General features: G+C 60.4%; 12 protein-coding genes and 5 pseudogenes. 2 read left to right on the top strand and 15 right to left on the bottom strand.

The genetic code is table 11. From position 1 onward, the window contains the following. Nucleotides 1-427, top strand: a 427-nt coding sequence (locus tag HNQ36_RS24700; protein ID WP_246395531.1) for a transposase, incomplete at its 5' end; no start/stop codon positions are given. A 320-nt stretch (nt 428-747) separates the two neighbouring features. Here HNQ36_RS24700 and HNQ36_RS24695 read toward each other — a convergent pair. The 13 genes and pseudogenes from HNQ36_RS24695 to HNQ36_RS26300 form a co-directional block, all read right to left on the bottom strand. Next, the gene (locus tag HNQ36_RS24695) at nt 748-1,020 is read right to left on the bottom strand and encodes a hypothetical protein (protein ID WP_184090245.1); all 273 of its coding nucleotides are present in this window, start codon (nt 1,018-1,020) and stop codon (nt 748-750) included. A 190-nt stretch (nt 1,021-1,210) separates the two neighbouring features. Continuing rightward, a pseudogene (locus HNQ36_RS24690) lies at nt 1,211-1,515 on the bottom strand (transposase); the annotation flags it as partial. A gap of 30 nt (nt 1,516-1,545) precedes the next feature. Next, nucleotides 1,546-2,295: pseudogene (gene fabI / locus HNQ36_RS24685) on the bottom strand (enoyl-ACP reductase FabI). Beyond that, entirely contained in the window at nt 2,292-3,485 is a 1,194-nt protein-coding gene (locus tag HNQ36_RS24680; protein ID WP_184090242.1) for an acetate/propionate family kinase, read from the bottom strand. Before HNQ36_RS24680 ends, fabI begins: the two are co-directional and overlap by 4 nt. Continuing rightward, nucleotides 3,482-4,885, bottom strand: a complete 1,404-nt coding sequence (locus tag HNQ36_RS24675; RefSeq protein ID WP_184090239.1) for a bifunctional enoyl-CoA hydratase/phosphate acetyltransferase — start codon at nt 4,883-4,885, stop codon at nt 3,482-3,484. Before HNQ36_RS24675 ends, HNQ36_RS24680 begins: the two co-directional genes overlap by 4 nt. An 8-nt stretch (nt 4,886-4,893) precedes the next feature. Next, nucleotides 4,894-6,684 (bottom strand): PHA/PHB synthase family protein, encoded by a 1,791-nt coding sequence (locus HNQ36_RS24670; protein ID WP_184090236.1) that lies wholly within the window; start codon nt 6,682-6,684, stop codon nt 4,894-4,896. A 97-nt stretch (nt 6,685-6,781) separates the two neighbouring features. After that, nucleotides 6,782-8,400 (bottom strand): annotated as a pseudogene (locus tag HNQ36_RS26705) (oleate hydratase). A gap of 74 nt (nt 8,401-8,474) precedes the next feature. Further along, nucleotides 8,475-9,512, bottom strand: coding sequence for a zinc-dependent alcohol dehydrogenase family protein (locus HNQ36_RS24660; RefSeq protein ID WP_184090233.1), 1,038 nt, complete (start codon nt 9,510-9,512; stop codon nt 8,475-8,477). Nucleotides 9,513-9,630: 118 nt separating this feature from the next. Continuing rightward, entirely contained in the window at nt 9,631-10,293 is a 663-nt protein-coding gene (locus HNQ36_RS24655; RefSeq protein WP_184090230.1) for an isoprenylcysteine carboxylmethyltransferase family protein, read from the bottom strand. 28 nt (nt 10,294-10,321) lie between these two features. Continuing rightward, a complete protein-coding gene (locus HNQ36_RS24650) occupies nt 10,322-10,594 on the bottom strand; it encodes a DUF2933 domain-containing protein (protein ID WP_184090227.1) in 273 nt (90 codons plus the stop codon). A gap of 435 nt (nt 10,595-11,029) precedes the next feature. Then, nucleotides 11,030-11,374: pseudogene (locus HNQ36_RS24645) on the bottom strand (ATP-binding protein); the annotation flags it as partial. After that, nucleotides 11,298-11,826 (bottom strand): annotated as a pseudogene (locus HNQ36_RS24640) (IS21 family transposase); the annotation flags it as partial. The pseudogenes HNQ36_RS24645 and HNQ36_RS24640, both read right to left, overlap by 77 nt. Before the next feature lie 17 nt (nt 11,827-11,843). Continuing rightward, entirely contained in the window at nt 11,844-12,128 is a 285-nt protein-coding gene (locus HNQ36_RS26300; protein WP_246395528.1) for an integrase core domain-containing protein, read from the bottom strand. Between the two features lie 307 nt (nt 12,129-12,435). On the opposite strand from HNQ36_RS26300, the gene HNQ36_RS24630 reads away from it, so the two are divergent. Beyond that, nucleotides 12,436-13,464 carry an IS110 family RNA-guided transposase gene (locus tag HNQ36_RS24630; protein WP_184090225.1) on the top strand — a complete coding sequence of 343 codons (1,029 nt, stop codon included), beginning with the start codon at nt 12,436-12,438 and terminating at the stop codon, nt 13,462-13,464. Nucleotides 13,465-13,739: 275 nt separating this feature from the next. On the opposite strand, the gene HNQ36_RS24625 is transcribed toward HNQ36_RS24630, so the two are convergent. Then, complete coding sequence (locus HNQ36_RS24625; protein WP_184090222.1) at nt 13,740-14,291, bottom strand: helix-turn-helix domain-containing protein; 552 nt, start codon at nt 14,289-14,291, stop codon at nt 13,740-13,742. Next, nucleotides 14,288-14,629, bottom strand: coding sequence for a hypothetical protein (locus HNQ36_RS24620; protein ID WP_184090219.1), 342 nt, complete (start codon nt 14,627-14,629; stop codon nt 14,288-14,290). Before HNQ36_RS24620 ends, HNQ36_RS24625 begins: the two co-directional genes overlap by 4 nt. Nucleotides 14,630-14,767: the final 138 nt, after the last annotated feature.

The raw sequence follows: 14,767 nt of genomic DNA, 5'->3' as shown, positions 1-14,767 counted from the left end.
GCTGTCGGTGCTGGAGTTTGCGGTCGAAACGCTGCAGGTGAAACACATCATTGTGTGCGGCCATTATGGCTGCGGCGGCATTCGCCGGGCGTTCGTGCCCGCTCGATTCAAGAACTCCAAAGCGGTCGGCGCTGCGCTCGGATTGACGCCTCGTCAGAACCAATCGGGCGAGATCGATCGGATGGGCGGTATCTCGAAATGCGGAGACGGGATGATGCGCATGATGCTGTATGAAGCAGCTCAGGTCATGCTGACTCGTTCGACCAAATGGTCATGGCTCAAGGCCTGGGCGATGAAGATCGCAAAACATCGTGGAATGAAGCGGGCAATCGTCGCGCTGTCGCGGCGATTGGCTGTAATCATGCATCGCATGTGGGTGGATGGTACAGAGTTCCGCTGGACGAGAGATATCGTGCCGGCCGTATAAACAGCCAATGCAATATTGAATAGGAGAACACCGAGTTCCGCCAAGCGGTGGAAAAATGTCCCTCGCAGGGACGATGGATGAGGCGAGGTCGTTTAGAGACTTGTGCCTGCCGCCATATCAGTCGGCAAGGACGCGCAGTAGATTGATTCGCCCATCTTCCTGATCCCATCGTGGGAGGGCTAGAATGCCGATCCCGAAGAGAAGCGCGGCTCCTGCGAGTTACATTTTACGTCGGATTGGTGGGAATGGCTTGAAAGTGTTTGACCTCGATTGGCCAATTAGAGAAGTCTCTATCCCGCCGGTCCAAAATATCCGTCAGGTCACCGGCGAACCACTATAGAAGCGATGCTAGGCCAGAGGTTGTAGAAAAACACGAAAATGATGGCGACGATCCAGCCGTAGAACATGCTTGCGATCAGTCCGTAGATGAAACTTCCGATCGTGAGCAGCGTGAAATTCGGGAAGATCGCAGGCAGCAAAGCATGGCCCTTTAGGTCCGGCGACACAACCCACAGCGCCGCGCACAACACGAAGATCACCTGGAACAGCATGCAGGTAGCGAACATCGTCCGCATGTAAGGAAGTTTATTCACGATCAGGCTCCTTCAAAGTTGCTCTTACTGGGGATTCTCCAGATGACTCCCGAACTGGGGTGAGTATTGGCATTACGGCCTTGCCGCAAGACCGACGCGAGGTGCCGACGCTTACCGGCCGTTCGGGCAGCCCGAACAGTGGTCGAGGGGCTGATCTGGCCATTTTCGCGGACATTTGGACACACTCCTCTCACGCAGGCGCTGGCTGCGGCCGTAGTTTCGCGATCAGCCGCAAAATCTCCTTGAGCATTTTGCCGTGGGATGGCGACCTCCGCCATTTGGAAGGCGACATAGCGTCCGTGGTGCACCACCTTCGCGACGATCTTGATCAGCTTCTCCTTCAGGCTCGTCAGCGACCAGTCCCTTGATCGGCTCCGGAGTTGCGAGCGTGCGCAGAAAATTGCCGAGATTGTAGGCGAGCGCATCAAGCTGGAGCCGCACGGCGTTGGCGGCGAACGAGCAGCATGACAACCGCGTCCACTTGATTGCGCCTTTTTCTCGATGACGGTCATGGCGCCCCGCTGGTCATGCGACGATGTGAAAGCCTTGATCGGCATAGGTGACGGACCCGGTGAGCGGTGCACCGGCGTCGCTGGCGAAGAATGCGGCCACGCGTCCGCTCGATCTTCACAGGCCGGCGTGCGTTCCCGCACCCGGTCGAGCAGTTCATCGAAACGGTCGATGCCAGACTTGATCGGCTCCGCCGACAGAGCATGGACGTAAATGCTGTGGGACGCGAGATCGGTGGCGAGCGTACGAACCGTCGACTCCAGTGCTGCCTTCCCCCGGTCCTATCAAATTGTAGTTTTGGACGATGCGATCGGCGCCATAGAAGCTCACGGTTTGCAAACTGCCACCCGCTGTCATCAAAGGCGCAGCGAGCCTGGCCATCCGGATGAAGGAATGACATGAGACGTCCATCGCCATGGCGAAGCCCTCCGCTGAACAGTTGACGAGGCTGGTCTGCAAATCCTCGCGTGACGCGAAGGCGATCGAATGAAACAGGAAGTCGAGCCGGCCCCATTCCTTCGCCATCCGTTCGAACACCGCTTCGAGCTGGCCCGGCTCGCGGACGTCGCACGGCAAGACGATCGACACATCGAGCGCCTGCGCGAGCGGCCGCACATAGGGCTCGGCCTTGGCGTTGAGATAGGTGAAGTCAAGGTCCGCCCCGGCGTGGCGAAATGCGCGAGCGCAGCCGTGCGCGATGCTGCTGTCATTGGCGATGCCGACGACAAGGCCGTGCTTGCCGGTGAGATCGACGATCGGCGTCATTGCATGGCCTCTCGCATTTTGAGTACCGCACAGGCTTCCTCGGCGATCACCTGCTCCTCGTCGGTCGGTATGACAAGGACAGCGACCTTGCTGCCGGAGGCTTCGATCCGGGCAGCATTCTGCGCATTCGCGGCCGGGTCGATCATGACACCGAGCCAGGCGAGATAGCGGCAGACGCCTTCGCGGATTTGCGGTTGATGCTCGCCGATACCGGCGGTGAAGACAATGCCGTTGAGCCCGCCCAGCGTGGTGGCCAGCGTCGCTGTTTCGCGGGCGATGTGGAAAGCGAACAGGTCCAATGCCTCCCGAGCTTCCGGCGCTTTGCTGCCGATAAGATCACGGGTGTCGGCGCTGATGCCAGAGACGCCGAGCAGCCCCGATCGGTGGTAGAGCATGTCCTCGACCGCTTCGATCGACATGCCGCGCTCCTTCACCAGATGGATCAGAACGCCGGGATCGAGCGCGCCGCAGCGCGTCGCCATCGGAATGCCGTCGAGTGTCGAGAAGCCCATGCTGGTGTCGCGGCTGATGCCGGCCTCCAATCCACACAGGCTTGCACCGCTGCCGAGATGTGCCGCGACGACACGGCCGCTGGCGATATCCGGCGCAACCCGTTGAAGCTGCGCGGCAATGAACTTGTACGACAGGCCGTGGAAGCCGTAGCGCTTGACGCCCTCATTGAATAGTGCGCGAGGCAAGGCGAAGCGACGCACCAGATCGCTTTGGCTGCGATGGAACGCCGTGTCGAAGGAGGCGATTTGCGGCAGGCTAGGGCGGAGATGGCGGATCGCCCGGATGAGCCGAACACTCTGTAGCTGATGCAGCGGTGCCAATGGCGCCAGTGTCTCGATCGCGGCAAGTGTCTCGTTGGTGATTGCCTCGGGACCGGCGAACCGATCCCCGCCGTGAACGACCCGATGGCCAACGGCAGCAAGCGCGTTCACCGAAAAATGGCTCGCCAGCCAGCCGAGCGTCTCCTCGATCACCTCATGCAGGTCGTCTGTAATGGCGGCCTTCAGCGGGATATCGGCGTGAGTCAGCCCCTCGATGATATGAAGGGTCAAGGGTGCGTGACGCAGATCGATGACGCCCTTGCCGAGACGGCGCGGCGTCTCCGCTTCGACGGCGTACAGGCCAAGCTTGATCGTCGACGAGCCGGGATTGAAGGTCAGCAGAATAGAGCCGTTCATGGCACGACGCCCCCGGCCTTCCGACGAGCGACCACGAGCTTGGCGAGCGCAACCGACGCCAGCCGCACCTTCAGCGAGTCCGACCGGCTGGTCAGGATGATCGGCACCCGCGCGCCGAGAACAAGTCCCGCGGCATCCGCGCCGGCGAGATAGATCAACTGCTTGGCCAGCATGTTGCCGGCTTCGAGGTTCGGGACGACGAGGATGTCGGCCTGGCCTGCAACGGGAGAGACGATCTCCTTGATGCGCGCGGCGTCGAAGCTGATCGCGTTGTCGAAGGCCAGCGGGCCATCGAGCTTGGCGCCGGTAATTTGGCCGCGCGCCGCCATCACGGTTAGCGCGGCCGCGTCCAACGTCGCCTGCATCGCCGGATTGACGGTCTCTACGGCTGCGAGGATGGCCACCAGTGGCTCAACAACGCCGAGAAGATGAAGGAGATCAATCGCGTTCTGGCAGATGTCGCGCTTCTGTTCGAGTGTCGGCATGATGTTGATCGCCGCGTCGGTGACGATCAGGGGCTTGGGATAAGCTGGAACGTCCAGTGCATAAACGTGACTGATCCGCCGCTCGGTCCGAAGTCCCGACTGCGCGGCGACGATGGCGCCCAGAAGCTCGTCGGTATGGAGGCTGCCTTTCATCAAGGCGGAAACGTCGCCGGCCGCGGCCAGTTCGACGGCGCGCGCGGCCGCGGCGTGGCTATGCTCCGTCGATTCCAGGCGAAGTCCCGCAATCGAAAGTCCAGCTTGCTCGGCAGCGGCCCTGATCTTGCGCTCCGGGCCGACCAGAACGGGCGTGATCATGCCCTCGTCGCGCGCTTCAATCGCCGCCTGGATCGCTTCTGCGTTGCAAGGATGGATGACGGCTGTCGGCGTCGGCGGCAGGTCGCGGGCTTCCCGCAGAAAGCGGTCGAATGTGTCGTGCCGGCGCAGCGCCACCTCCGGCACCGCCATGCGGGACAGGGACAGTTTCTGAGTGGGAGCAATGACGGTTGCGGTGCCGGTCAGGACTTCTTCGCCATGCTGGTTGGTGCAACATGTGTCAAGGAGAACGATGTGCTTCGCTCGGCGCTTTTCCTGAACCACAACGGTCGCGGTGATTGTATCGCCCGGCGCGACAGGCTTTCGGAAGCGCATATCCTGGCTAAGGTAGATCGTGCCGGGGCCGGGCAACTCTGTGCCGAGCAGGGTCGAAATCAGCGCGCCGGTCCACATCCCATGCATGACGACATGGCCGACAATGTCTCCCGCCGCATATTGCGCGTCAAGATGGGCGGGATTGATATCGCCCGCCACCGCCGCGAACAGCTTGATGTCGTCCGCCTTGACGAGGCGCACGAGCGACGCTGTGTTGCCGATCGAAATCTCGTCGAAGGTGCGGTTCACCAGGAGGGCGCTGGCCATGGTGACGCTCACGATTGCAGCACGTAGGTGCCGGGAGCGTCGGTGAGCGGCGCATAGCCCTTCTCCGGCGCGCCCATGGCAGGTGGTGAGGTCCGCCCCCCCGCAGAATGAACGGCGAGCCATTCGGCCCAGGCCGGCCACCACGATCCCTCTTGTGTCGGGGCGGCGGCCATAAACTCCTCGGCACTCAGCAAGGCGTCGGCCGGCGCCTTGGTCGCGATGCGGAAATGCCGGTGCGGATGGCCCGGCTCGTTGACGATCCCGGCGTTGTGGCCACCGCTGGTCAGCACAAAGGTCACGGGAGCGTCGGAGAGATAGTGAACCTTGTAGACCGATTGCCACGGCGCGACATGGTCGCGCTCGGTCCCGACCGCGAAGATCGGCGCGCGGATATTCTGCAGCGCGATCGGACGACTATCGACGATATGGCGCCCCGAGGCGAGATCGTTATCCAGGAAGAATTTGCGCAGATACTCCGAATGCATCCGGTAGGGCATCCGCGTCGCATCGGCGTTCCAGGCCATGAGGTCGATCATCGGGGTGCGCTGGCCCATCAGATAGTCGTGGATCATCCGCGACCAGATGAGGTCGTTCGATTTGAGCAACTGGAAGGCGCCGGCCATCTGCGCCGAGTCCAGCGTGCCGTGCTCCCACATCATCGCTTCGAGAAAGGAGACTTGGCTGTCGTCGATGAAGAGTTGTAACTCGCCAGGCTCGCTGAAATCGGTCTGGGCCGCAAACAGTGTCATCGTCGCGAGGCGATCATCGCCAACTTCGGCCATGGCCGCCGCCGCAAGCGCCAGCAGCGTTCCGCCGAGACAATAGCCAGCGGCGTGGATCTTCTGGTCCGGGACGATGGCGGCGTCGAGTGCCGCCATGACGCCGAGCCGGCGGTAATCCTCGAGCGACAGGTCGCGATCTTTAGCCGTGACGTTGCGCCAGGACATGCAGAAGACGGTGCGGCCCAGGCTGACGAGATAGCGGATCAGCGAGTTCTGCGGCGACAGGTCGAGGATGTAGTATTTCATGATCCAGGCCGGCGCGATCAGCACCGGCTCGGAATGCACGGTCTCCGTGACCGGCGCATACTGGATCAGCTCGATTAGGTGGTTGCGGAAGACCACCTTGCCCGGCGTCACGGCGATCGTTTTGCCCGGTGTGAATGCCTCGCTTCCCAGCGGCGGCAGCCCTTCCTTGGTTCGCTGCGCATCCTCGCTCCAGTTGCGGAAGCCTTCGATCAGGTTTTGCCCGCCTGTCTTCAGCGTCTCCCGCGCCACAACAGGATTGGTCCAGGGCGAGTTGGAGGGAGAGACCATGTCGAGCCATTGGCGCGCGGCAAAAGACACAACATCCTCATGGTGGGATGATACGCCTGGAACGTCGTGCGTCGCGACGTGCCACCATTGTTGCGCCAGAAGGAAGTTTTCGTACCAGAGCCGATAGGGCAGGGCGTTCCAACCGCCATCGCGGAATCGTTCGTCGCCAGGCAGCGGCTCGATGCAAGGCGGGGTGGCCGGGTCCAGCGCGGAACGCAGAGTGTCGCTGGAAAGCCGCACCGATTTCCGCCAGGCCTTAAGGGCGAGCTCTGTCTGTTTGCCCGGTGCGACGCTAAGATGAACGGCCCAGTCGGCGAAGGCCAACCACAACGCCGCCGGCGAGAGCCCACCCGTCACGCGCGCCATGGCGGCAGCATTCGTCCGATCAAAGTCCCGAAAGCTTTTCTCTGATGGAAACAAGTTCAGCGCCGGCTCACCTCTTGTAGACCCGTCTGACGTAGGGGCGCCTCTGCGATCATCCATTGAGTAATCTCCTGATCCCACGACTTAGTATGCATTGAAGGTAACAGTTCGGTGAGGCCGCCGACGAACCGCGATCAAAGCTTTGCCGCAGCTCGGCTTACTGCGGGAAGTCGTGCAGAGCCTTGAATGCCTTGTAGAGCACGCGCGGATCGAACTTGCCTTTGTACACCGGGGGCGGCTTCCGTTTCATGCCGAGTAGCTCATACAGCGCGGCCTGCGCTGAACGGATCGAATATTCGACCGTGAATACCACATCGTCCGGTAATTCGCAGAACTGTCCGGTGAACGCGAGATTGCTCCAGCCTTGAGGGATGACCTGCGGTCGGTCGCCCGTCTCACGGCGAAGGAACTGGCTGGTGATGAAGGGCATCATGCAGGGGATGCAGGTAGACGTTTCCAGAATCGTTGTCGCTTCCGCCTCGATCCGCAGATGCCAAGCACCTCCGTCATGATCTCGCGGCCTGTGCAGGCCGACATCAGCTTCCTGACGAAATTTCCAAGCTTATCAACATGGAGGCCGTAGCCCCAGAACACTCCGATATTCTCAGGCTGGCCGATGAAATGCGGCTGATGTGGAATTACGATCGAGGCCAGCCAACCGGATTCCGGAAACGTGATAAGGCCGCCCTCGCCAGGCACATTGCCGGTTAAATCCCCGACCAGCCGCAGGAATGTTGGATCCCGCAGCGTTAAAGTAAAAGATACCCATTTGGATTCGTCGATGTGGTCGGCGAAGACCGATGGGCACCCGAATTCCGGCCTCCGTGTGGCGATCTTCTCCCAAAGAGTCCACGCACCACCATCCGTCTTGCTCTTGAGCGTAGGCGCGGTGTCCATGGTGCCAAGGCTGGATGCTTCGGTCATCGAACCTAAGGTAACGAGAACGAAATCACCGGAGTCGACAGTAATTTCGTCGGCATGCCCCGCACGATCGAGGATGATGCGCATCACTATCTTCGTGCCGTCCGCTTCTCGACAGTCGAGTCTGTGACCCGCGTATTCAGTTCGAACATCACGCCACGCTGATCGAGCCACTTGTGCAGGGGCCGCACCATCGAATCGTACTGATTGTAGACCGTCCGCATGCAGGCGGTTGAAGCCGCCAACCATATGGGCAAACCGCACCAGATAGCGTTTAAACTCGACCGCGCTGTGCCAAGGCTGAAAGGCAAATGTGGTGCACCACATGAACCAGAAATTGGTCTTGAAGAATGCGGCATCGAACAGATCGGCAATGCTGCTCCGACCCAGCATCCTCTCAGGCTCCAATGCCAGACGTTCGATCGTCAGAATGTGCTTCTCACTCAAGCCGAATTCGGGCGCTGTCTGCCTTTGACCGTCACGGAGCAAGCGGGATTTGGACGATGTTTTCATCGTCTCGTTCCAGTCGAAGATCTCCTGTGTGACCGTCTTTCTCTCGTCAAGCGTCGGGATCGAGGCAAACAGATCATAGGTGCAGAGGTATTTGCACTCGATCATCCGGCCGCCGCGCAGCACATAGCCAGCATCGGGCGAACCGGCGCCATCAAGGCTGCCGCCGAGGCTGTCGAATTCTTCAAAGATCGTAATGTTGTGGTCGAAGATGTCGCCATCCCGAATGAGGAAAGCTGCGGCGGCGAGGGAGGCTATGCCACCACCCACAAGATAGGCTTTCGGTGCGCTCCGAGCCGAACGACTGATTGCCGTGGCGCGCGTGCTCGGTCGATGATCGGCCATGAGACAATCTCCTTGCGGCCGCGCCGACATCTGGACGGTCTGAACAGGCGAGCCGGCCGGAATCCCGCGGCTGGTTACGCCGCGATAATCACTTTCAGTGCCTGGGTGTCGGCGGCGCGGGCGAAGGTGTCGTAAGCCTCCAGGATCTGATCCAGCTTGAACCGGTGCGTGATCAGGCGCGTCGGATCGATCTTCTTGGACTGCACGGTCTTCAAGAGCATCGGCGTCGTGACCGTATCGACCAGCCTCGTCGTGATGGTGATGTTCTGAGACCACAATGTTTCAAGGTGCAGGTCGACCTTCTGACCATGCACGCCGACATTGGCGATGACGCCGCCTGGCGCAACCAAATCCTGACAGAGCAGAAAGGTCGCCGGCACGCCGACCGCCTCGATTGCAGCATCGACGCCGCGGCCGCCGGTCAGCGCCTTCACCGCTTCGGCGGCCTTTCCATCGGCGCTGTTGACCGTGTGTGTGGCGCCAAACTGGCGCGCGATCCCGAGACGGCTGTCGTCCAGATCGATCATGATGATTTCGGCAGGCGAGTAGAACTGCGCCGTCAGCAATGCAGCCAGCCCGATGGGTCCGGAGCCGACGATCGCAACCGTCGAGCCGGGCGCGACCTTGCCGTTGAGCACGCCGCACTCGAAACCGGTTGGCAGGATGTCGCTCAACATCACCAGCGCCTCTTCATCCGCTCCTTCTGGAATCGGATAGAGGCTGGTGTCAGCGTGTGGCGTACGGACATATTCAGCCTGTGTGCCATCGATCTCGTTACCGAGAATCCATCCTCCGGTGGTGCAATGCGAGTACATGCCGCGTCGGCAGTATTCGCATTTGCCGCAGGACGAGATGCACGAGATGAGAACGCGGTCGCCCGGATGGAAAGACGTCACACCGGCTCCGACGGAGTCGATGATGCCGACGCCCTCGTGCCCTAGGATACGTCCGGGTGCGCAGGTCGCGACGTCGCCCTTGAGAATATGCAGATCCGTGCCGCAGATGGTCGTCTTCACCATCTTCACGATGGCGTCGCCGGACGCCTGGATCTTCGGTTTGGGACGATCTTCGACGCCTTTAAGACCCGGTCCCCGATAGACGAATGCTTTCATCACAACTTCCTAATCTCAAGAGAGCGACGGCTTTGTGGGGGCGCCACGCCCGCTAACACGCTCGGAGACATCCGGTTCTTTCAGCACGGCGCATAACGCTCCCTGGGCGTTCGCGGTCTCAACCTTGGCCGGCGCGGCTGCGTTTCGAGCCGCTAAGCCGCGGAATGAAGCCCGGCACGTCTCGCATATAGCGTTCATAGTCAGAGCCGAATTCTACCAAGGATTCGCGTTCTTCGGCGCGCGCGAGGCGTGTATACATGAACACCAGGACCGGGAACATCGCGAGTGTCAACAAGGTCGGCCATTGCAGCAGAAAGCCGAACATCACAAGTACGAAGCCGACATATTGCGGATGCCGGACATAGGCATAGACGCCGCTGGTCGCGAGCATGTGATGGCGTTGTGCTTCGTAGAGTACCTTCCAGCCCGCGGAAATCAGGATGAAGCCACCGCCGATGAAAGCGAAGCTCAGAAGGTGGAACGGCCCAAAATGCGGGTTGGCTCTCCAGCCGAACATCTCCTCAAGAAGGTGCCCAGCGTCGTGGGAGAACCAATTGACGCCCGGAAAACGGCTCTGCAGCCAGCCCGAGAGCAGATAGATCGTCAATGGGAACCCGTACATCTCGGTGAACAGCGCAACCAGAAAGGCGCTAAAGGCGCCGAAGGAGCGCCAGTCGCGCTTCGTCTGCGGCTTGAAGAAGGTGAAGGCGAAGAAGATGAAAATCACCGAATTGATGATTACCAGCGACCAAAGGCCATAGGCGGGAACATCGTCGTGCACAGTCGACCTCCAGACAGTTGATCACGGCTCAGTGTTTATGGGGCTGGTTTGGGCCGGAGTCCGCCGAACCGCGTCCGGTGTTGTCGCTGCCCGCGTGTCCGCCATGGCCACCGTGCATGAAGAGATGCATCAACGGGCAGGCGAGGATCAGCAGGAAGGGCAAATACCCCAAATACGGGATGAGATGCGCACGATGCTCGGTCACGAGATAGAAGCCGCCGATCGCCAGAAGGCCGATGAGGACCCAGTTTGCGCGGGAGCGAAAGGAAGCACGCTCACTATCATGACTGCCGTGGTCCATAGGAAACTCCACCCATATCAGATCAGGGCGTACCGACACGCCCTCTACAGCCGCCCAGATTTCTTAAAGCGGGGTAGACCGGTATCGGCCCCCGACACCATCAATATCGCTCGAACCATGACCGACCATCCGTTTTGAATCTTTGATCCCGGTTAAATACGCGTCGAGTCCGGACCGAAGTAGCCAGACCAATCAGTCGCCTCGCCCGCCCCCGCACCCAGGGCTCCGAACTCTAGGGCCGGCCGAGCCGGGCGACCCCGTCAAATGGATTCGTGCTCCAAGCTGAACCGGAGCAACTCGAGGACTGTAATAAGGCTGCGAGCCGAGCGTCTTATCTTAAGAGCCCTATCCAAGCGCCGCGGGATCAGGCCTGAGGTGGTCCCGGTTTCCGGAACAGTTTGGCGGCAAGGCCAAGATGGATTCCGGGTTGATTACGCGGGCGCCCGATCGGATACAACTTCTGGCAATGGCGATGGCGAGGTGGCTCTTGCCGGTGCCGGTCCCGCCAACCAACACGACATTGCGCTGCTGGGCGATGAAGCCGCCGCCGGCCAGGTCATTGACCAGCGTCTGGTTGATCGGCGTGCCCTCGAACTGGAAGTCGTCGAGGTCCTTGGCGAGCGGTAGCTTTGCAATTGTTAGCTGGTACTTGATCGAGCGGGCCTGCTTCTCATTGATCTCGGCGCCAACAATGCGCTGCGGTTCATGCTGGCGCTTGACGGCGGTGGCCATGATCTCGTCGAAGGCTGCCTTCATGCCGTAGAGCTTGAGTTCGCACATGAGGTCGAAGAGTTAAGTGCGTTCCATCAGATGGTTCTCCTGAGGTTGTCGTAACGGGCACAATCGGCCATCGGTGCATGACGTAGCTCCAACGCATCCGGTGTGAGGATGTTGGCTGGTGGCGCCGGATCGCGCTGGCGAGCCAGGATGTTGAGAACGACATCGGCGGAATGGACGCCGTGGGAGAGCGCCTCGGCGCAGGCGGCCTCGACGGCGGGCAAGCCGTCAGTCAGCACTACGTTGAGGATATCGACCATCTGCCGGTTGCCGTCGGCGGCGCCGGCGAGCTTGCGCCGCACGCGTTCCATCGCGGCCGGCAGCACCCAATCCTTGAAGGGAGCACCGTTGCGCAAGGCGCCTGGCTTGCGAGCCAGGACAGGCACGTAATGCCAGGGATCGTAGGTCGTCTCGCCACGGCCGAATGAGCGAGCATGCTCTGCAACGATGCGCCCGTGTGTGTACCGAAAAGCTAAACCCGGACGTAGTGGTGATGCAGTCCGCCAAGGATGGGATGCGATTTGATGCTTCCGGTCGGCTGAATTGGGCGAGAAACCGGTGCATCCTTGTCCAACGACCGATGCGTTCTGACGCTGTTGTAATAGTCAGAATAGGATTCCAGGATCCGGCGCAGATGCGCCTCACCCAAGACAATCATATGATCCACGCATTCGCGGCGGATCGACCCGATCAGCCGTTCGGCAAAGCCATTCTGCCAGGGCGAGGCTGGTGCAGTCGATTTGTCCCGGATACCCATGGCGCGCAGTCTACGTGTGACGACGGTGCCATAGATCCGATCCCGATCGCGGATGAGGTAGCGCGGAGCCTCGTCCCAAGGAAAGGCCTCGGTTAGCTGGTGTGCAATCCATTCAGCTGTCGGGTTTGTTGTGACGTTGATCCAGACGAGGTCTCTGCGGTCGAGCCGAACGATGACGAAGGCATAGAGATGGGGTAATCGGCCGGCCAGCTTGTGGATAGCTGAAGATTTGAGGTGCTGCGCTCAGGCTGATGGTGAAAACGAGGTCCGTTGCAACGGCCTCAAGCATCAGAAGGAGAAGCGCATCATGGAGCATTTTGCTGGACTAGACGTTTCAGTCAAGGAGACGAGCGTCTGCATTGTGGATGATACGGGCAGGATCGTGCGGGAAGTGAAGGTGACGAGCGAACCCGAGGCGTTGCTGGCGGTGCTAACGAACCCCGCCTATCACTTCAAGCGGATTGGATTGGAAGCCGGGCCGCTGTCGCAATGGCTCTTCAGCGCTCTCGAAGCAAGCTTGCCGGTGATCTGTGTTGAGACGCGGCACATGAGGGCGGTGTTGAAGGCGCAGATCAACAAGACGGACCGCAATGACGCGCGCGGTATCGCGCAGATGATGCGGGCGGGGCTTTATCGCCCGGTGCATGTGAAGACGTTACGCAGCCAGAAGCTGCGAACGCTGCTGATGCATCGTAAGCTGCTTCAGTCGAAGACCATCGCCATCGAGAACGACCTGCGCGCCAGTTTACGCAACTTCGGTCTCAAGGTGGGCATGGTGGGAACGGTGAAGTTCGAGGCGCGCATCCAGGAGCTTGTTGCGAACCTTCCCGACCTGGTTGTGCTGGTCGAGCCGCTGCTCATTGTCCGGCGGGTGCTTCGCGAGCAGATCGGTATCCTGCACCGTCGCTTGCTGACCATCGTCCGGGACGATGATGTGTGCCGGCGCCTAATGTCGATCCCCGGTGTCGGCCCCGTGGTCGCGTTGACCTATCGCGTCACCGTCGATGTGTCCGCCCGTTTCAGGAACTCCAAGGCGGTCGGGGCGGTGTTTGGACTGACGCCGTCCAAGCATCAATCGGGCGAGATCAACCGAACCGGCGCGATATCACGATGCGGAGACGAGATGATGCGGATGATGCTCTACGAAGCAGCCCAGGTCATGCTGCTCCGTTCGGTAAAATGGTCCTGGCTCAAGGCCTGGGCGATGAAGATCGCCAAGCACCGCGGGATGAAAAAGGCGATCGTAGCGCTGGCGCGTCGGTTGGCCATGATCATGCACCGTATATGGGTTGACGGCACCGAGTTCCGGTGGACCCGGGAAGTCGCAGCGGTATGAGAGCCGTGCAGGATCAAATGCACCAGGAGAAAACTTGAGTTCCACCGAGCGGTGGAGTGATGTCCCTCTCGGGACGATGGATGAGCTGAGTTCGTCGACCTGCTTGGACCTGTCGTTCGTCTGACGGCAAGGCCGCCATAGAGATTGTTCCCCTCGTCCTCGAATCCCATGTTGAAAGGGCCTTGGTGCCGATTCCGAAGAGAAGCACGAGCCCGTAAGCGACATCGACGCTGTCGTGGTGGATAGTTTGAAAGCGCTTGACCTTGAACGGCCGATTAGAGAAGCAGGTCGAAGCCGATAGTCGGAACAACGAACAAGTCCATGGCGGCGATATCTGGGGCATGATTGCGCAGAAAGGTGCGCCATCCTTGACTGGGCGGCCCCCGCCGCTTGATCATGTACTTGGCGATACTTGACTGCGCGACCGCAAACCCGAGCTTGAGCAGTTCGCCGTGGATGCGCGGCGCGCCCCAAAGCGGGTTCTCGACGCTCATCCGCCGGATTAGCGTGCGCAGGTCCGTCTCGATCTGCAGCCGTCCTCCCAGTGATCGTGACTTCCACCGCCAGTAGCAGCGAAAGCCAGCCCTGTGCCAACGCACGAGCGTCTCGGGCCGGATGATTGTGAAGACCTTCAGGATTGACGGACACCAGCGATACAGCTGGATAAAGAACCAGCGATCATGGTTCGTGAGCCGAACGCGGCCATGCAACTTACGCCTCAAGATAATCAACTGATGTCGAAGCACCGCGTTCTCAGCTTCAAGCCGCAACTTCGACTTGAACGGCGAGGCTAGGACGGTCAGAACGAAACAGAGCAGCCCGATCATTCCGCCAGCTTAGGCGATTCCATCACGTCATCAACGCGGATAAGGTTTTCGATACACACACCGGCATTCCCGTCTTTAAATGGGACGTCAGTTCGTTCGAGGCCTGCGTCGAGGGCGTCAGGAAGGTCGGGACGGATGATCGTGAGGACCTTTAGGATCGATGGAAACCAGCGATATAGCTGGACGAAGAGCCAGCGATCGTTGTTTGCGGGTTGGACGCGGCCACGCAGCTTGCGCCGCAAAACAATCAACCGATATCGGAGCGCGGCATTCTCAGCCTCAAGCCGGATCTTCGACTTGAATGGCGAGGCCAAGACGAAACACAGTAGCCCGATCATTCCGCCAGCTTAGGTGATTCCGTCACGTCATCAACGCGGATAGGGTTTTCGGTACACACAGGGAACAAGAGCAGTGGCGGGGCGCCGCTGCGACCATGGCACTCTCTTCACTGAGCGTCGTCATGTGCGCCTGACCTA

It is taken from the genome of Afipia massiliensis, from assembly GCF_014203115.1.
Taxonomy (GTDB): domain Bacteria; phylum Pseudomonadota; class Alphaproteobacteria; order Rhizobiales; family Xanthobacteraceae; genus Afipia; species Afipia massiliensis.
The sequence above is the reverse complement of the archived record's forward strand: the minus strand, read 5'-3'. Positions and strand labels throughout refer to the sequence as shown.